10 protein-coding genes and 6 pseudogenes are annotated in these 17,685 nt (G+C 52.4%); 7 read left to right on the top strand and 9 right to left on the bottom strand.

Annotated elements, in window-relative coordinates:
- Nucleotides 1–25: 25 nt before the first annotated feature.
- From zapD to nadC, 8 genes and pseudogenes are all read right to left on the bottom strand, one after another.
- A pseudogene (gene zapD, locus ABDK09_21135) lies at nt 26–767 on the bottom strand (cell division protein ZapD).
- 31 nt (nt 768–798) lie between these two features.
- Complete coding sequence (gene coaE, locus ABDK09_21130; protein XAW89264.1) at nt 799–1,407, bottom strand: dephospho-CoA kinase; 609 nt, start codon at nt 1,405–1,407, stop codon at nt 799–801.
- Between the two features lie 2 nt (nt 1,408–1,409).
- Nucleotides 1,410–2,279, bottom strand: a complete 870-nt coding sequence (locus tag ABDK09_21125) for an A24 family peptidase (GenBank protein XAW89263.1) — start codon at nt 2,277–2,279, stop codon at nt 1,410–1,412.
- A 50-nt stretch (nt 2,280–2,329) separates the two neighbouring features.
- A pseudogene (locus ABDK09_21120) lies at nt 2,330–3,548 on the bottom strand (type II secretion system F family protein).
- A 10-nt stretch (nt 3,549–3,558) separates the two neighbouring features.
- Nucleotides 3,559–5,361 carry an ATPase, T2SS/T4P/T4SS family gene (locus ABDK09_21115; GenBank protein ID XAW89262.1) on the bottom strand — a complete coding sequence of 601 codons (1,803 nt, stop codon included), beginning with the start codon at nt 5,359–5,361 and terminating at the stop codon, nt 3,559–3,561.
- The gene (locus tag ABDK09_21110; GenBank protein XAW90794.1) at nt 5,358–5,612 is read right to left on the bottom strand and encodes a hypothetical protein; all 255 of its coding nucleotides are present in this window, start codon (nt 5,610–5,612) and stop codon (nt 5,358–5,360) included. The genes ABDK09_21115 and ABDK09_21110 overlap by 4 nt, the downstream gene beginning before the upstream one ends.
- 31 nt (nt 5,613–5,643) lie before the next feature.
- The gene (locus ABDK09_21105) at nt 5,644–5,772 is read right to left on the bottom strand and encodes a prepilin-type N-terminal cleavage/methylation domain-containing protein (protein ID XAW89261.1); all 129 of its coding nucleotides are present in this window, start codon (nt 5,770–5,772) and stop codon (nt 5,644–5,646) included.
- Between the two features lie 191 nt (nt 5,773–5,963).
- Nucleotides 5,964–6,851, bottom strand: coding sequence for a carboxylating nicotinate-nucleotide diphosphorylase (nadC, locus tag ABDK09_21100; protein ID XAW89260.1), 888 nt, complete (start codon nt 6,849–6,851; stop codon nt 5,964–5,966).
- A 142-nt stretch (nt 6,852–6,993) separates the two neighbouring features.
- Between nadC and ampD the strand changes: the two are divergent.
- Nucleotides 6,994–7,543, top strand: a pseudogene (gene ampD, locus ABDK09_21095) (1,6-anhydro-N-acetylmuramyl-L-alanine amidase AmpD).
- Between the two features lie 29 nt (nt 7,544–7,572).
- Here ampD and fldB read toward each other — a convergent pair.
- The gene (gene fldB / locus ABDK09_21090; protein XAW89259.1) at nt 7,573–8,094 is read right to left on the bottom strand and encodes a flavodoxin FldB; all 522 of its coding nucleotides are present in this window, start codon (nt 8,092–8,094) and stop codon (nt 7,573–7,575) included.
- Between the two features lie 137 nt (nt 8,095–8,231).
- On the opposite strand from fldB, the pseudogene xerD reads away from it, so the two are divergent.
- The 6 genes and pseudogenes from xerD to aceF all read left to right on the top strand — a co-directional run bounded on the left by xerD (nt 8,232) and on the right by aceF (nt 17,485).
- Nucleotides 8,232–9,141 (top strand): annotated as a pseudogene (gene xerD / locus ABDK09_21085) (site-specific tyrosine recombinase XerD).
- Between the two features lie 15 nt (nt 9,142–9,156).
- Nucleotides 9,157–9,925 (top strand): annotated as a pseudogene (gene dsbC, locus ABDK09_21080) (bifunctional protein-disulfide isomerase/oxidoreductase DsbC).
- A 48-nt stretch (nt 9,926–9,973) separates the two neighbouring features.
- On the top strand, nt 9,974–11,713 hold the full coding sequence (recJ, locus tag ABDK09_21075; protein ID XAW89258.1) for a single-stranded-DNA-specific exonuclease RecJ: 1,740 nt from the start codon (nt 9,974–9,976) through the stop codon (nt 11,711–11,713).
- 370 nt (nt 11,714–12,083) lie between these two features.
- Nucleotides 12,084–12,854: a pyruvate dehydrogenase complex transcriptional repressor PdhR gene (gene pdhR, locus ABDK09_21070; protein XAW89257.1), complete on the top strand. Its 771-nt coding sequence runs from the start codon at nt 12,084–12,086 to the stop codon at nt 12,852–12,854.
- Between the two features lie 56 nt (nt 12,855–12,910).
- On the top strand, nt 12,911–15,571 hold the full coding sequence (aceE, locus tag ABDK09_21065; protein XAW89256.1) for a pyruvate dehydrogenase (acetyl-transferring), homodimeric type: 2,661 nt from the start codon (nt 12,911–12,913) through the stop codon (nt 15,569–15,571).
- 17 nt (nt 15,572–15,588) lie between these two features.
- Nucleotides 15,589–17,485: pseudogene (gene aceF / locus ABDK09_21060) on the top strand (pyruvate dehydrogenase complex dihydrolipoyllysine-residue acetyltransferase).
- Nucleotides 17,486–17,685 lie beyond the last annotated feature (200 nt).

Below are 17,685 nucleotides of genomic sequence, written 5' to 3'. Positions count from 1 at the left end.
TTTACTGCTTGGGTCGCAGGGCAGATTAACTGCACACCGCGAGATCAAATTCGATATTCTGGGTGCTGGCCTGTCCGGAGCTGAATTCGATAAACTTGATCGCAAAGCGATTTTTATGTCCCGAAATCATCGGGTACACGCCGTATTCAAGTGGAATAGACAGACGCAGAATATTGGCTTCTTCCGCATCGCTTTGGTAGAAACCGGCTTTGGCTTCACGATTGCGGAAACTGCCGGTTTCGCGGGTCAGCTTTAACCACAGTTTCAGTGCATCGGCCAGGGGTTGTAAGGGTTTGATCCATTGTCTGGCATCCTGGATTTTCTGCTCGAGTGGCAGATGCAGCCAGTAATGCAGCGCCGGAAGATCAAAACAGCAGGAGCCGCCAGGCAGGTTAAAACGCTGACGAATCGCACTCAGGAAACGGTCTTCCTTAAGTGACTGACCGAACCGTTTCGGCGCCCATCAGGCTGCGATGTGCATGGTCGACTTCGCTGAGCAGACTCTGCAGCATCTCCTGATCGACCCCTTCGACATTAAGCCAGTTGCGGTAAACCTGACGCTGTTTTTCAACGTCTTTGGCCAGTTCACTTTTGAGCTGAATCTGCTCAAAAATTTCCAGCAGATCAAACAAAGAGCGGAAGAATAGCTGATGTTGAATATCGTCACCGAATTGCGACGCCTGCTCCATCTGACTCAGCAGGGCCTCGACACGCAGATAAATGCGCGTTTTTTCGTTGAGTGGATGTTCAAACTTATGTGTGGTCATCAAACTAGCCTTGGATTATTTGGACTTATTCTCACAGATTTGTACGGCTTATGGCTAGATACTTTTGGTGCAATTCTGTGATTTGAGGCAAAAGTTTCTGGTTTTTTGCGTCATTTTTAATCACATCATCGGCACAGGCTAAACGTTGTTCACGGCTGGCCTGTGACGCCAGGATAGCGCGCACCTGCTGCTCGGACACCTCGTCGCGTGCCATGGTGCGCTGGATTTGTGTCGCTTGGTCGACATCCACCACCAATATCCGGTCTGCCATAGACTGTAGCTGGTTTTCCACTAACAGTGGAACCACAAGTAAGGCATAAGGAGAGTGCACTTGTCGTAAATCCTGTGTCATTTTTTCACGGATCAGCGGGTGGAGCAGGTTATTTAGCCACAACTTCTCATTTTCGTTACTGAAAATACGCTCGCGCAGGGCGGCACGGTTGAGGGTCCCGTCCGGATTTAACACTGCCGCGCCAAAATGGTCGTGAATCGCAGTTAGGCCGGGGGTGCCTTTTTCCACTACCTGACGCGCCACAATATCGGCATCAACGATATCAATCCCAAACTGCTCGGCAAACAGATTGGCGACGGTGCTTTTTCCACTGGCGATACCACCAGTTAAACCGATGACTAACGGCATAGTTACCATCCTAATACTGAGTGTAAATACCAAGCGATGATCGGCTGGCCATAGATCATGCATAACCAGCCGGAGATGGCCAGGTAAGGGCCAAACGGAAATGCCTTATCGATACCGCGTTTTTGCAGGCGCAGCTGAATCAGACCGAAAATCAGGCCGATGACTGATGAGAGCAGGATGATGATTGGCAGCTGTTGCCAGCCTAGCCAGGCGCCGAGAGCGGCCAGCAGTTTAAAGTCACCGTAACCCATGCCTTCTTTACCGGTCAGCAGTTTAAACAGCCAGTACACCGACCACAGACACAGATAGCCGGCAATGGCGCCGATCACCGCGGTTTGTAAGCTGACAGGGCTGACGCCCAACAGCGCCAGGCTAATCCCGGCCCACATCAGCGGCAGGGTTAGCTGATCCGGCAGCAGCATGGTATCGAAATCAATAAAGGTGGCGGCAATCAGGACATAAGTAAAACCAAGCAGAGCGACGCTATAGACGCTGAAACCAAGCTGTAGGGCAATAAAACCACTGCTCAGCGCGGTGAGCAGTTCAATTAGCGGATAACGGGCACTGATTGACTGGCGGCAGTGAGCACATTTGCCACGCAGCAACAGCCAGCTCAGCAGCGGGACATTATCACGGATTCGAATCGGAGTTCGGCAATGCGGACAGGTCGAACGCGGGATACTGAGCGTCAGGGTTCCCTGCGGGGGATCAATGCCATATTCCGGAAAAGACTCGGCGCACTCCTGGCGCCATTCGCGCTCCATGATTTGCGGCAGTCGATAGATCACGACATTGAGAAAGCTGCCGATGATCAGCCCCAACAGTGTGGCCAGGGCCGGAAACAGCCAGGGGTAATAGTTAAAAATATCCATTGGGGATGCGGTAAGCCTTTGTGACGGTGAGTCAATAATGTAGAACCATACTACCCTAATACACTCATCAAGTTAAAGATTGGCAGATACATTGCGACCACCAGACTGCCAATCACCCCTCCTAGCAGCAAAATCAGCAACGGTTCGAGTATTTTCCCCAGATTATCAACGCTGTTGTCGACCTCATTTTCATAACTCAACGCAATTCGGGCCAGCATCTCATCCAGAGTGCCGGACTCTTCACCTATCATCACCAGTTGCAGCATAAGCGCAGGAAAAGTGTGGCAGTGACGCATCGCCAGGTGCAAGGCCATCCCGGAGGCCGTATCACGTGCGACCTGGTCAAGAGCATGGGAGAGATGGGTATGACCACAGGTTTTAGCTGCAGAGTTCAGGCTGGTCAGCAGCGGCAGCCCCGAACTGAGACTGGTCGACAGAGTGCGGCTGAAACGGGCCAGAGCGGCTTTATACAGCAGTGGCCCGAGCACCGGCAGACGAGTGCTATGGCGGCTGAGCCAGAGCCGCAGTGCGGGGTAAGCCTGGCGCGCTTTACCGACGCCAGCAGCGCTCAGTGCCACGGCGGCGACCATCCAGGGACCAAGTGTCTGCAGTGAGTGAGAGGCCGCGATTACCTGGCGGGTAAACCAGGGTAACTCGCTGCCAAAATTGGCGAACAAGCGTTCAAACTCCGGAATCACTAAGGTCAGCATCAGATAAGTGACAGCGAAGGCGACGTTGATCACCATGGTCGGGTAGAGCAGCGCCTTGATAACCTTGGCGCGCAGCTGTTCACTGGCTTCACGATACTGAGCCAGGCGTTCCAGAATTGGCGCCAGGTTTCCGGACAATTCACCGCTGCGCAGCAGATCCAAATATAAGCGGTCAAAGTCGTGTCCGCTGGCCTGCATCGCAGCTGAGAGCGGCATACCGCTTTCCAGACTACGTAGCATAGAGCGCAGCAAGGCTGATACTGGCGCTTTGTTATGATTGGCCGCAATCAGTTGCAGCGCCGGCAAGAGCGCCACGCCACTGGCGAGCATAGTGGCCAACTGGCGGGTCAATAACGTGATATCACGTGAGTTTCAGGCGTTGACGATAGCGGCTGAGCAGTGACACGGGACGCGGGGTAATCGAACGAATCCGGATCGACTGACGTTGTAAGCTGTCACGGACTTCGTGTTCGCTGCGGGCCAGCATGCTGCCGCGCTGTATCTGGCCCTGACTGTCTCTGCCATGCCAACGATAGTGTTGTAATCTGCTGCTCGACATCGGCTCAAGCTCACCAGGTCGCCAGACCCAGTACCCGCTGCAGTTCCGCCAAGCTGGTCTGGCCGGCGAGCAGTTTTTCACAGCCGGCTTGCTGCAGAGTCTGCATGCCCTGCTGACAGGCCAGCGACTCCAGTTGCATCAGAGGTGCACGCTGTAGCAGTGCATCGGCAATGACAGGGTCAACACTCAGCATTTCATAGATACCGGTGCGCCCGGCATAGCCACGATTACAGTGGGGACAGCCGTCCGGGTTAGCAGCAAAGATCACCGCTTCTGTGATCAATTCACGCTGCTCGGTTGCCTGCTGCTCTTGTGTCGACTGATCCTGAGAGCTTGCTGCATGAGGGCTCTCAATATGGAGACTTTTTATATGGAGGTTTTCCATGTGAAGAGAAGCGGCCTGCTCCCGGGTCAGTCGGGTGGCGATTTTACACTGCGGGCATAAGCGGCGTACCAGACGCTGAGCCACGATAAGATTCAGCGACGACGCCAGATTAAAAGGCTCAATACCCATATTGAGTAAACGAATCAAAGTTTCTGCGGCTGAATTGGTATGCAGAGTGGACAGAACCAGATGCCCGGTCTGGGCTGCTTTGAGTGCGACGTCTGCGGTCTCGCGGTCGCGGATCTCTCCCACCATCAGTACATCCGGATCCTGACGCAGAAATGTACGCAGTGCCTGGGCAAAGCCAAATCCGATCGCCGGCTGGACTTGGACCTGGTTAATCCCATTGAGGTTAATCTCGACCGGGTCTTCTGCGGTCGCGATATTGAGCTGTTCACGATTGAGTTGCTGCAGCCCGCAGTATAATGAGATGGTCTTCCCGCTGCCGGTAGGTCCGGTGATCAGGATCATGCCTTGTGGTTTGTGCAGCGCACTCAGATAGCACAGTTTTTGCTGCTCGCTGTAACCAAGCTGGTCCAGTTCGAGCGGCAGAGCCTGATTATCGAGCAGGCGCAGTACGATCTTCTCGCCCCATAAGGTTGGTAACGTGGACACTCGCAGGTCAATCGCGCTGTCATTACTGAGGCGCAGTTTGATCCGACCGTCTTGGGGCAGGCGGCGCTGGGCGATATCCAGCCTGGCAAGAATTTTCAGACGCGCTGCCAGGCGGCGGCTGAGGTGCGGGGCCGGTTGTTGGGTCTGAATCAGGATGCCGTCACAGCGAATGCGGATGCGATAACTCGACTCATAAGGTTCAAAATGGATATCTGAGGCCCGTTTGCGTACCGCGTCGAGTAAGACCTGATGAATGAACCGGCTGACCGGCGCTTCGTCCTGACTGACATCCAGCTGATAATTGGCTTCATCTTCGGCAATCTGCACTGAATCGGCGAGCTGTTCCTGGCTGATTTCTTCACGGTGATCGGCATGATAGCTGGGGAGTGTCTCGCCATACAGGCGTCGTATCGCCGCTTGCAGGCTGGGCTGATCAGTCAGCACCGGTTTGACCATCAGCCCGGTGGCAAAACAGAACTCTTCTTCCGCTTGTGGCCAGCCCGGATCCGATACGGCCAGGGTTAACTCCCGGCTGTCACGTTGCAGGGGCAGCGCCTGATAACGAATGATCAGCTCGCTCAGACCAAGTTGCTGACACAAATCCGGGTAATCAAAGTCGTCGAGTTCAATCAGTGGCAGGCTGAACAGACGACTCAGTTGCTGGCCGAGCTCGGCCGGGGTCAGCACGCCTTGCTCAAGAATAGCTTGTGGCGCACTGATATGGCGATTCTGCGTCCGGCGCTGCAGGGCGGTTTCCTGCTCGCCATCAAGGACTCCGGCCTGACGCAGCTGGCTGAGCAATTGTGTACTCATTGCGGGTTGTCCGCACAGCTTTTTGGAATATCGAGAGTCAGGTCCGAGGCCAGATTGACGCTGCACTGCCAGCCACTATCCTGACGTGTATACAAGATAGAAGAGCCGTTGAGTGAACCTTGATCAAAGGTAAACTGCAGGGTATTGGTTTGTGGTGCACTCACTTCTCCGAGCGGGGAGTTGTCCTGGTATTGAGTGAAGTCGGCCAGCGATCCATTTTCCTGCCAGTAGAGCTCGGCCGGGGTGAGCAGAGATTTAAGGGTAGCCAGACCGGTGGCCAGTTCACTCTTGGCGACATAATTCTGATAGGCCGGAACACCGATGGCAGAAAGAAACGCCGATAATGGCCACCACGATCATCAGTTCGATCAGGGTAAAGCCGGATGGTTTAACGGTGAATTTACGCTGCATAACACTCTCTGGGTATGAATGGATGAGCGCTGAGTGTAAGAAGAGGGGGAATCGAGTGACAGACAAGCAGTATTCTGCTTCGAGTAAGTCAGAAAAGCTGCATACTGGTAAGACATTCAGTATGCAGCCTATTTGTGACGCAGGCGGCTTTTCAGGACCTAGGATCCTAGAAGCGCAGCCCTGGAACCTCATCAGTCAAAACGCATCGACAAATCCATTGCCCGCACGTGCTTGGTCAGGGCGCCGACCGAAATGTAATCGACACCGGTTTCGGCGTATTCGCGCAGGGTTTGCATGGTCACATTGCCTGAATTTTCCAGCGCCGCACGGCCTGCGTTAATCGCCACGGCTTCACGCATCATCGGCACGGTGAAGTTGTCAAGCATGATGATGTCAGCACCAGCTTCAATGGCCAGACGCAGTTCATCAAGGTTTTCTGTTTCCACTTCGACCGGTTTGCCCGGGTTAAGCTGTTTGGCGGTGGTGATGGCCTGAGTGATACCGCCACAGGCGATAATGTGGTTCTCTTTAATCAGGTAAGCGTCAAACACGCCGATACGGTGGTTGAAACCGCCGCCGCAAGCCACGGCATATTTCAGTGCGCTGCGCAGACCTGGCACTGTTTTACGGGTATCGAGCAGACGGCAGTCGGTGCCCTGCAGAGCCTGAGCATACTCGGCAGTAGTGGTGGCACAGCCGGACAAGGTCTGGATAAAGTTCATCGCACTGCGCTCACCGGTCAGCAGAATGCGCGCCGGTCCGGTCAGTGAGCAGAGTTTCTGGTTCGGTTCAACTTTATCCCCATCCTGGACGTGCCAGTCAATCTTGACCTCACCACCTAATTGGCGAAAGACTTCATCAGCCCAGGCCTGGCCGCAAAATACACCATGCTCGCGGGTAATAATGGTGGCGCTGCCCTGCACGTCGGCCGGAATCAGGCTGGCAGTGATGTCGGCATTCGGATCCAGTGTGCCTCCCAGATCTTCTTTCAGGGTGTCGCTAACCGAACGGGTAATTTCCAGTGGCAGTTGCTGTTTGAGGTAATCAAGGCGTTGTTGGCTGTTATGAGTATCTTTCATCGCAAATCATTCGGGTGAGTTGAACCGGGATGGGGATGATACGATGTGTGCGGCTGAAATTCAGCCCTTAATCTCGCATTTTGTCGCGACAGGGTTAAGATAGTCGGCAGTAACCCGGCTTTTTCAGACAAAAGGTAGAATCATGATTGATGACCAGGGCTGGTACGCCGATGCCCGTCATGTCCCGTCGCCGTTTTTTGATCAGCGCAGTGATGCACAGGATATTTCGCTGCTGGTGGTGCATAACATCAGCCTGCCGCCCGGCCAGTTTGGCGGTCCTTATATTGAGCAGTTTTTTACCGGCAGCCTCGATCCGCAGGCGCATCCGTTTCTTTGCCGTGATCCATAACATGGGGGTATCCGCACACTGTCTGATCCGACGTGACGGTGAGGTGGTGCAGTTTGTACCATTCAGCGCGCGCGCCTGGCATGCCGGTCAATCGAGTTTTGCCGGGCGGACGCGTTGCAATGATTACTCGATCGGGATTGAACTGGAAGGGAGCGACTTTGTCGCTTATAGCGAGGCGCAGTATCAGGCACTGACCCGCTTAAGCCAGGCGCTGATGCAGGCTTATCCTGCCATCACGCTGCCGCGCATTACCGGCCATCAGTATATCGCCCCGGCACGCAAAACCGATCCGGGGCTGGTGTTTGACTGGCCCAAATTTCGCCGTCTGCTGAACGGCCAATAACCGATGTCAAAGCGGCAGGCGCTCAGTCATCACAGTGCCTGCTGATACTCAACCAGGATTTGCTCGACCCAGGTGGCGATGCGTTCGTCACTCAGTTCATATTGTGAGTCTTCATCCAGTGCCAGGCCGACAAACTGACTGCCGTCTGCCGTGAGTGCTTTCGAAGCGTCAAACTGATAGCTGTCATCATTCGGCCAGTAGCCGATCAGGTTCGCCCCGGTCTTCTTGATCTCGTCGTGCAGCATGCCCATCGCATCGAGATACCATTCGCCATAGCCTTCTTGATCGCCTAAGCCGAACAAGGCGACGTACTTGCCGGTTAGTGAAACGCCAGCGATGTGATCCCATATTTCACTCCAGTCTTCCTGGATTTCGCCGAAATCCCATGTGGAGATGCCCAGTATTAACAAATCATAGTCGCTCATGAAGCTGAGCGGGGTCTCTTTCACATTGTGAATGTCGAGCAGATCTTCACCCAAAATAGCACGCATTTTTTCCGCCGCCATTTCGGTGTAACAGGTGGTGGAGCCGTAGAACAGACCGATCTTCATAATTACACGTTCATTTTTACTCTGGAATGGGGAATTCTAACCATAAAATAACCAAGAGTGCAGCGAATATCCTGCTATCGCCGGACATTTATGGTATTAAGCTTAGGTTTAGACAAAGAAAAAAGATGAGAAGGACAATGTCAGAGCCTTTTTCTCCCGATCAGGGACTGGTGGAACAATTCCTTGATGCGATGTGGATGGAGCGCGGTTTATCTGAGAATACACTCGCGTCATACCGCAATGATTTAACCAAACTGCTGCAGTGGATGGAAGCGCACAATTATCGTCTCGATTTCATCAGTATATCCGGGCTGCAGGAGTATCAGGGCTGGCTGGCGGATAAAGATTATAAACAGACCTCGCGCGCGCGCATGCTGTCGGCGATCCGGCGCCTGTTCCAGTATCTGCACCGTGAAAAAATCCGCAGCGATGATCCCAGTGCTTTGCTGGTCAGTCCTAAATTGCCCAAGCGGCTGCCCAAAGATCTGAGCGAAGAGCAGGTGGATGCGCTGCTCAGTGCGCCTAATCCGGAGGATCCGATTGAGCTGCGTGACAAAGCGATGCTCGAGCTGCTGTATGCCACCGGGCTGCGTGTGACTGAACTGGTGTCGCTGACGATGGAAAACATCAGCTTACGTCAGGGCGTCGTACGGGTGATTGGTAAAGGCGGCAAAGAGCGTCTGGTGCCGATGGGCGAGAATGCCATTGAGTGGATCGAAACTTTTATCTCGCAGGGACGGTCTTATCTGTTGGGCGAGCAGACTTCAGATGTGGTGTTTCCCAGTAAGCGTGCGCAGCAGATGACGCGGCAGACGTTCTGGCACCGGATTAAACATTACGCCATCATTGCCGGCATCGACGTAGAAACTGTTATCGCCGCACGTATTGCGTCACGCGTTCGCGACCCATTTGCTCAACTACGGCGCCGACTTGCGTGTGGTACAGATGTTACTCGGTCATAGTGACTTATCGACCACGCAAATTTATACTCATGTAGCGACCGAACGATTGAAACAACTACATAGCGAGCACCATCCAAGGGCTTGATAGAAAGGATTTTTTATGAATTTACTACACCGGTTTTCACTGCTGCTGATGTCCTTGCTGGCAGTATTTAGTCTGACAGGTCAGGCGTTGGCGGCGGGCACGGACAGCCAGAGCTCAATTGATAAAAGCTTGTTTGAACAGCGTTTTGCCAAGCTGGGGCTGCAAGTGATGGACGTAGTGCCCTCCGATGTCGCTGGCCTGGTTGAAGTACAGACCGGTAACGGTGTGCTGTTTGCCTCACCGGATGCGAAACACTTTATTGCCGGCACCTTATATGCGCTGGATGATAACGGCGGTTACAGCGATGTGCTGGCCCAGCGCCAGGCTCCAATCAATGCGAAAAAGATCGCCCAGTTTGAAGACAGCATGATTGTGTTTAAGGCTGATAATGAAAAGTATGTGGTGACTGTGTTTACCGACATCACCTGTGGCTACTGTGTGCGTCTGCACAGCCAGTTAAAAGAGTACAATGATGCTGGCATCACCATTCGTTATCTGGCGTTTCCCGCGTCAGGGGGCAGATGGTCAGGTGGCTGAGCAGATGGCCGCGATCTGGTGCAGCGATGATCCGAAGCAGGCGATCCACAACGCGAAACTCAAACGTGAGATGCTGGATGTGTCCGGAAAGGATCTCGCTCAGTGTAAGCAGACCATCAAGCAACATTACAATCTGGGACGCGAGCTCGGTATCAGCGGTACACCGGCTATTTTCCTGCCGAACGGTGAAATGGTGGGTGGCTATCTGCCGGCTGACCAGCTGCTGCAACGTCTGCAACAAATCTAATCAAGAACAACCAAGGATACAGGCCTGATTTATCAGGCCTGACTGCATATGATCGAAATTCAACCAAGACCAGAACCGGACCTGTCGCTGCTGCCTGACACGATTCCTGCGCTGCTGCGCCGTATTTATCTTAACCGTGGCATCAGCGATGTCGCTCAGCTGGAAAAAGCGGCAAAGGCGTTGCACTCTTATCAGCACTTGCATGGCATTGATAAAGCCGTTGAGCTGCTGTTTAACGCCATCCGTGAGCAGAAGCGCATCATTATTGTCGGTGATTTCGATGCGGATGGCGCAACCAGCTCGGCACTATCTGTGCTGGCACTGCGTATGCTGGGCAGTCGTAATGTCGATTATCTGGTGCCGAACCGGTTTGAGGATGGCTACGGACTCAGCCCGGAAGTGGTAGAGCAGGCGCTGGCCATGAACGCCGAAATGATCATGACGGTGGATAATGGTGTCTCCTCGATTGAAGGGGTGCGTTTTGCCAAGCAGCATGGCTTGCAGGTGCTGGTCACTGACCACCATTTACCGGGCCAGACCTTGCCAGAGGCCGATGCCATGGTGAACCCGAATCTGCAAAGCTGCGCATTTCCGTCCAAGGCATTAGCCGGGGTGGGCGTGGCGTTTTATCTGATGATGGCGCTGTGTGTGCAGATGCGTAAAAGCGGCTGGTTTGCCCAGCAGGGTATGGCAGAGCCTAAACTGATGGAGCTGATTGACCTGGTGGCACTTGGCACTGTGGCTGACGTGGTGCCGCTTGATGACAATAACCGCATTCTGGTCCATCAGGGATTGCAGCGCATCCGTGCCGGAAAGGCCCGGCCTGGTATTCAGGCTCTGATTGAAGTCGCCAAGCGCGATGCCCGTAAACTGGTTGCTTCAGACTTCGGTTTTGCCCTTGGGCCGCGCATTAACGCCGCGGGTCGTCTGGATGATATGTCGTTCGGGGTTGAACTGCTGCTGAGTAACAACATTCATGCGGCACGGCGCATGGCGAGTGAGCTGGATGGGCTCAACCAGACCCGTAAAGAGATCGAAGAGGGCATGAAGCAGGAGGCGATGGCGTTCTGTGAGCGGCTCCAGTTCAGTAAAGACAGTGAACTTCCGCATGGTCTGGTCATGTTCCAGCGTGACTGGCACCAGGGTGTGATAGGCATTCTGGCATCGCGGATTAAAGAGCAGTTCCATCGTCCGGTGATCGCTTTTGCCGATGGCGGCGATGGGTTGATCAAAGGTTCGTGCCGTTCGATTCCCGGCCTGCATATGCGCGACGCGCTGGATAAAATTGATACCCAGAACCCGGGCGTCATTCTCAAGTTTGGTGGCCACGCGATGGCGGCGGGCCTGACGATTGAAGAGAAGAATTTTGAGCGTTTCAGCCGCCTGTTTGACCAGGTAGTGCGTCAGGATCTCGATGAAGCGTTGCTGAAAGGGGTGATCCTGACTGACGGCGAGCTGACGCCGGAAGAGTTCTCGATGCACACGGCTGAGATGTTGCGAGCGGGCGGGCCATGGGGGCAGGCATTTCCGGAGCCGGTGTTTGAAGGTGAGTTTAAAGTCTTGCACCAGAAGCTGGTGGGCGAGAAGCACCTTAAGCTGATGCTTGAGCCGCTCTATAAAGGCCATCCGACCAACATCATGATCGATGGTATTGCGTTTAACGTCGATCTGCGCCGCTGGCCGGATGCCTCAGTCAAGACAGTGCGCCTGGCCTACAAGCTGGATATCAATGAATTTCGTGGTAACCAGTCGTTACAACTGATGGTGGATCACCTCGAAGCCAGATAGAGCGAAAAGGGCGATTTACCGGGTGATAACTGGTTAAAAAATAAACAAAAGAGCGGCCAAATTGTGTGCCGCTCTTTTTTTATCCATTTTTTGTGAGCTAACGCGGATTTTTGCTGAAAATATCGACTTTGTGAATGGTTGTAACTTACGGTTAATTTCTGCGCTGTATGTTTTTTGTAATTGGTATGACCAATGTTATTACGGTTATAGCGCGCCCTTGTTAGCAAAGTGTTGGCGGGCGATGGCTTCTATGACTTAGGTCAATTTTTGACTGGACAGTCACGTTTTAATTATGTTAATTTCTGCCCCAACTTGAAATTGGTATTACCAATTGCCAGCAAGAATATAAAGAGTAGAAGAACAATAAATTATGGCTTATCAAAGGATTCGTCAGCCGAAGCTATCTGATGTGATAGAGCAAGAGTTAGAACGGCTGATCGTGGAAGGAACATTGGCCCCCGGGCAACAACTGCCTCCGGAGCGTGAACTGGCTAAACAGTTTGATGTTTCCCGCCCCTCAGTCAGAGAAGCCATTCAGCGCCTGGAAGCAAAACGTCTGCTTACCCGTCGTCAGGGTGGTGGTACTTTTGTCAGCGAAAACATCTGGAAAAGCTTTTCTGATCCTCTGCTAAATTTATTGTCTGTCCATTCGGAAACCCAACTGGACCTGCTGGAAGCGCGTCACGCGCTGGAAGGCATTTCTGCCTATTTTGCGGCATTGCGTGGTACGGAAGAAGATTTTGCCCGAATTCAGGCCTGTGTGGCACGAATCGGTGAACTTCAGGATGCCAAGGACGTTGAACAGGAATCGGCCACGGTGATGGAGTTTCTGATAGCAATTACAGAAGCTGCCCATAACGTGGTGTTGCTCCATATCGTTCGCAGCCTGGCTCCCCTGCTTGAGCAAAATATTCTGCAGAATTTTAAATTATTACGCCGCCGCCCCGAGGCGGTGGAAAAAGTAAGTAAACACCGAGCTAATATCGTGGATGCGATCGTGTGCGGTCAGCCGGAAAAGGCGCGCGAAATGTCTCATTCCCATTTAGCTTATATTGAAGAAACATTGTTGGATCTGACCCGGGAAGAGTCTCGTCGTGAGCGTTCCCTGCGCCGTATCCAGCAGGGTAATGATTCGCAGTAAAGCTGCGGTTCATTGCGATTCAAAATAAAATCCAACCAACAGAAGGATAGATCGCCATGTCTGACATGAAGCATGACGTAGATGCACTGGAAACTCAGGAGTGGTTAGCCGCGCTTGAGTCAGTTGTACGTGAAGAAGGCGTAGAACGTGCCCAGTTCCTACTTGAAGAAGTTCTGGAAAAAGCACGTTTAGATGGCGTTGATATGCCAACTGGTATCACTACCAACTACATCAACACCATCCCTGCAGCACAAGAGCCTGCTTACCCGGGTGACACAACACTGGAGCGTCGTATCCGCTCTATCATCCGCTGGAACGCGATCATGATCGTGCTTCGTGCATCGAAGAAAGACCTTGAACTGGGTGGCCACATGGCATCATTCCAGTCATCTGCTGCTTTCTACGAAACATGTTTTAACCACTTCTTCCGCGCGCCGAATGAAACTGACGGTGGCGACCTAGTTTACTACCAAGGTCACATCTCACCGGGTATCTACGCACGTGCATTCGTTGAAGGTCGTCTGACTGCAGAGCAGCTGGACAACTTCCGTCAGGAAGTGGATGGCAAAGGTATTCCTTCATACCCACACCCTAAACTAATGCCTGAATTCTGGCAGTTCCCGACTGTATCTATGGGTCTGGGTCCAATCGCTTCTATCTACCAAGCTCGCTTCCTGAAATACCTGGAAGGCCGTGGTATGAAAGATACTTCAGCTCAGCGCGTATACGCATTCCTGGGCGACGGTGAGATGGATGAGCCGGAATCACGTGGTGCAATTTCTTTCGCTGCGCGTGAGAAACTGGACAACCTGTGCTTCCTGATCAACTGTAACCTGCAGCGTCTGGACGGCCCGGTAATGGGTAACGGTAAGATCATCCAGGAACTGGAAGGTCTGTTCAAAGGTGCTGGCTGGAACGTTGTTAAAGTTATCTGGGGCAACAACTGGGATTCACTGCTGGCGAAAGATACCACAGGTAAACTGCTGCAGCTGATGAACGAAACCATCGATGGCGACTACCAGACATTCAAGTCTAAAGACGGCGCTTACGTACGTGAGCACTTCTTCGGTAAATACCCAGAAACAGCAGCTCTGGTTGCAGACATGACTGACGACGAGATCTTCGCGCTGAAACGCGGTGGTCACGAGTCTTCTAAACTGTACGCAGCGTTCAAGAACGCGCAAGATACCAAAGGCAAACCAACCGTAATCCTGGCTAAGACCGTTAAAGGTTACGGCATGGGTGATGCTGCTGAAGGTAAGAACATTGCGCACCAGGTTAAGAAGATGGATATGACGCACGTTGTTGCGATGCGTAACCGTCTGGGTCTGCAAGATCTGATTTCTGACGAAGAAGTGAACAACCTGCCTTACCTGCAACTGGAAGAAGGTTCGAAAGAATTCGAATACCTGCACGCTCGTCGTAAAGCGCTGCACGGTTACACGCCACAGCGTCTGCCTAACTTCACTCAAGAGTTCATCGCTCCTGAGCTGGAAGAGTTCAAACCTCTGCTGGAAGAGCAGAAGCGTGAAATCTCTTCAACTATGGCCTACGTTCGTGCACTGAACATCCTGCTGAAGAACAAGAACATTGGTAAGAACATCGTTCCTATCATTGCTGACGAAGCGCGTACTTTCGGTATGGAAGGTCTGTTCCGTCAAATTGGTATCTACAACCCACACGGTCAGACTTACACTCCTGAAGACCGTGGCGTTGTGTCTTACTACAAAGAAGACACTGCGGGTCAGGTACTGCAGGAAGGTATCAACGAACTGGGTGCAATGTCATCTTGGGTTGCGGCTGCGACGTCTTACAGCACCAACAACCTGCCAATGATCCCGTTCTACATCTACTACTCTATGTTCGGTTTCCAACGTGTTGGCGACATGGCGTGGATGGCGGGCGACCAACAAGCACGTGGCTTCCTACTGGGTGCAACGGCAGGTCGTACTACTCTGAACGGTGAAGGTCTGCAGCACGAAGATGGTCATTCACACATTCAGGCAAACACGATTCCAAACTGTATCTCTTACGACCCGACTTTCGCATACGAAGTTGCGGTAATCATGCAAGACGGTATCCGTCGCATGTACGGTGAACAGCAGAACGTGTTCTACTACCTGACCCTGATGAACGAAAACTACGCGCATCCGGCAATGCCTGAAGGCGCGGAAGAAGGTATCCGTAAGGGTATCTACAAGCTGGAAACTCTGGCTGGTTCGAAAGGTAAAGTTCAGCTGCTAAGCTCTGGTACTATCATGAACGAAGTACGTAAAGCGGCAGTTATCCTGAGCGAAGAGTACGGCATCGCTTCTGATGTTTACTCAGTAACCTCTTTCAACGAACTGACTCGTGATGGTCAGGACGCAGAGCGTTACAACATGCTGCACCCTGAAGCAGAAGCGAAAGTACCATACATTGCAAGCGTAATGGGTACTGAGCCTGCTATCGCAGCAACAGACTACATGAAGAACTATGCAGACCAGGTTCGTGCTTTCGTACCTGCTGAATCTTACAAAGTTCTGGGTACTGACGGCTTTGGCCGTTCAGACAGCCGTGAAAACCTACGTCGTCACTTCGAAGTGAACGCAGGTTACGTAGTTGTTGCAGCACTGAGCGAACTGGCTAAACGTGGCGATGTTGAGAAATCTGTAGTAGCGGAAGCTATCAAGAAGTTCGACATCGACACTGAAAAAACAAACCCACTATACGCTTAATTAAGGTAGGAAAAGCAATGGCAATCGAAATTAATGTACCAGACATCGGTGCGGATGAGGTTGAAGTTACCGAGATTCTGGTAAGCGTTGGTGACAAGGTAGAAGAAGAACAGTCTTTGATCACTGTAGAAGGCGATAAGGCTTCTATGGAAGTACCTGCATCTCAAGCGGGTATCGTAAAAGAGATCAAAGTAGTGGCTGGCGACAAAGTTTCTACCGGCTCTCTAATCATGATTTTCGAAGCCGAAGGTGCAGCAGCAGCTGCACCTGCTCCTGCGGCAGAGGCAGCTCCGGCAGCTGCTCCTGCTCCAGCAGCAGCGGCAGAACTGAAAGAAGTTCACGTTCCTGATATCGGCGGTGACGAAGTTGAAGTCACTGAAATCATGGTTGCAGTTGGCGACAGCATCACTGAAGAACAGTCTCTGATCACTGTTGAAGGCGACAAAGCTTCAATGGAAGTACCAGCACCATTTGCCGGTACTCTGAAAGAGCTGAAAGTGGCCGCTGGCGATAAAGTATCGACTGGCTCACTGATCATGGTATTCGAAGTCGCTGGTTTCTGGCGCTCCGGCAGCGGCTCCGGCTGCAGCGGCGGCACCAGTTGCAGCAGCACCAGCAGCTTCAGCAGCAAAAGAAGTTAACGTGCCGGATATCGGCGGTGACGAAGTTGAAGTGACTGAAATCATGGTTGCAGTTGGCGACACAGTGACAGAAGAGCAATCTCTGATCACAGTGGAAGGCGACAAAGCTTCAATGGAAGTACCAGCACCATTCGCAGGTACCGTTAAAGAAATCAAGATCGCAGCGGGTGACAAAGTGTCAACCGGCTCACTGATCATGGTGTTTGAAGTAGCAGGTGCAGCACCGGCTCCGGCAGCAGCGCCAGCACAGGCAGCGGCTCCGGCAGCAGCGGCACCAAAAGCTGAAGCGCCAAAAGCGGCAGTTCCGGCAGCAACCGGCGATTTCCAGGAAAACAACGAGTATTCACACGCGTCTCCTGTTGTTCGTCGCCTGGCTCGTGAGTTTGGCGTAAACCTGGCGAAGGTTAAAGGTACTGGTCGTAAGAGCCGTATCCTGAAAGAAGACGTACAGAACTACGTGAAAGAAGCGCTGAAACGTCTGGAATCTGGCGCAGGTGCAGCAGCATCTGGCAAAGGTGACGGTGCAGCTCTTGGCCTGCTTCCTTGGCCAAAAGTGGACTTCAGCAAGTTCGGCGAAACAGAACTGCAACCTCTGTCTCGTATTAAGAAGATTTCTGGTGCTAACCTACACCGTAACTGGGTAATGATCCCGCACGTTACTCAGTGGGATAACGCAGATATCACTGAACTGGAAGCTTTCCGTAAAGAGCAGAACGCAATCGAAGCGAAGAAAGACACTGGCATGAAGATCACTCCACTGGTGTTCATCATGAAAGCGGCTGCTAAAGCTCTGGAAGCGTTCCCGGCGTTCAACTCTTCTCTGTCTGAAGACGGTGAGAGCCTGATCCTGAAGAAATACGTGAACATCGGTATCGCGGTAGATACACCAAACGGTCTGGTTGTTCCTGTATTCAAAGACGTGAACAAGAAAGGCATCTACGAGCTGTCTGAAGAGCTGGCTCAAGTGTCTAAGAAAGCACGTTCAGGTAAACTGACTGCAGCGGATATGCAAGGCGGCTGTTTCACTATCTCAAGTCTGGGTGGTATCGGCGGTACTGCGTTTACTCCAATCGTAAACGCACCAGAAGTTGGTATTCTGGGTGTATCTAAGTCAGAAATGAAGCCAGTATGGAACGGCAAAGAGTTCGCTCCACGTCTGCAACTGCCACTGTCTCTGTCTTACGATCACCGCGTGATCGATGGTGCAGAAGGTGCACGCTTCATCACTTACTTGAACGGTTGCCTGAGCGACATTCGTCGTCTGGTTCTGTAATCGCGTTCAAATAAAATAAGGCGGCTGTTATAGCCGCCTTGGTTTAAGCATTGTCTTGCAATTTAATGATGGAAAAATTTTTCCCCGTTGAATTGTCGTCTAGCTCACAGGCTACATGGATTTACTTTTCACACCTTTAACATCTCTGTAAACTGTTGCGGTCTGAAAAATAGTCGTTTAAGTCATTCGTTTAACAAACA

This window comes from Vibrio sp. CDRSL-10 TSBA (assembly GCA_039696685.1).
Lineage (GTDB): Bacteria > Pseudomonadota > Gammaproteobacteria > Enterobacterales > Vibrionaceae > Vibrio.
This window is presented reverse-complemented; position numbering and strand designations above follow the sequence as displayed.

Bases quoted from the DNA above. Each gene is read 5' to 3' on its own strand.
- pdhR (XAW89257.1), top strand. From the start codon at position 12,084: ATGGCTTATCAAAGGATTCGTCAGCCGAAGCTATCTGATGTGATAGAG.
- nadC (XAW89260.1), bottom strand. From the start codon at position 6,851: ATGAAAGATACTCATAACAGCCAACAACGCCTTGATTACCTCAAACAG.
- ABDK09_21115 (XAW89262.1), bottom strand. From the start codon at position 5,361: ATGAGTACACAATTGCTCAGCCAGCTGCGTCAGGCCGGAGTCCTTGAT.
- ABDK09_21125 (XAW89263.1), bottom strand. From the start codon at position 2,279: ATGGATATTTTTAACTATTACCCCTGGCTGTTTCCGGCCCTGGCCACA.
- recJ (XAW89258.1), top strand. From the start codon at position 9,974: ATGATCGAAATTCAACCAAGACCAGAACCGGACCTGTCGCTGCTGCCT.
- coaE (XAW89264.1), bottom strand. From the start codon at position 1,407: ATGCCGTTAGTCATCGGTTTAACTGGTGGTATCGCCAGTGGAAAAAGC.
- fldB (XAW89259.1), bottom strand. From the start codon at position 8,094: ATGAAGATCGGTCTGTTCTACGGCTCCACCACCTGTTACACCGAAATG.
- aceE (XAW89256.1), top strand. From the start codon at position 12,911: ATGTCTGACATGAAGCATGACGTAGATGCACTGGAAACTCAGGAGTGG.
- ABDK09_21105 (XAW89261.1), bottom strand. From the start codon at position 5,772: ATGCAGCGTAAATTCACCGTTAAACCATCCGGCTTTACCCTGATCGAA.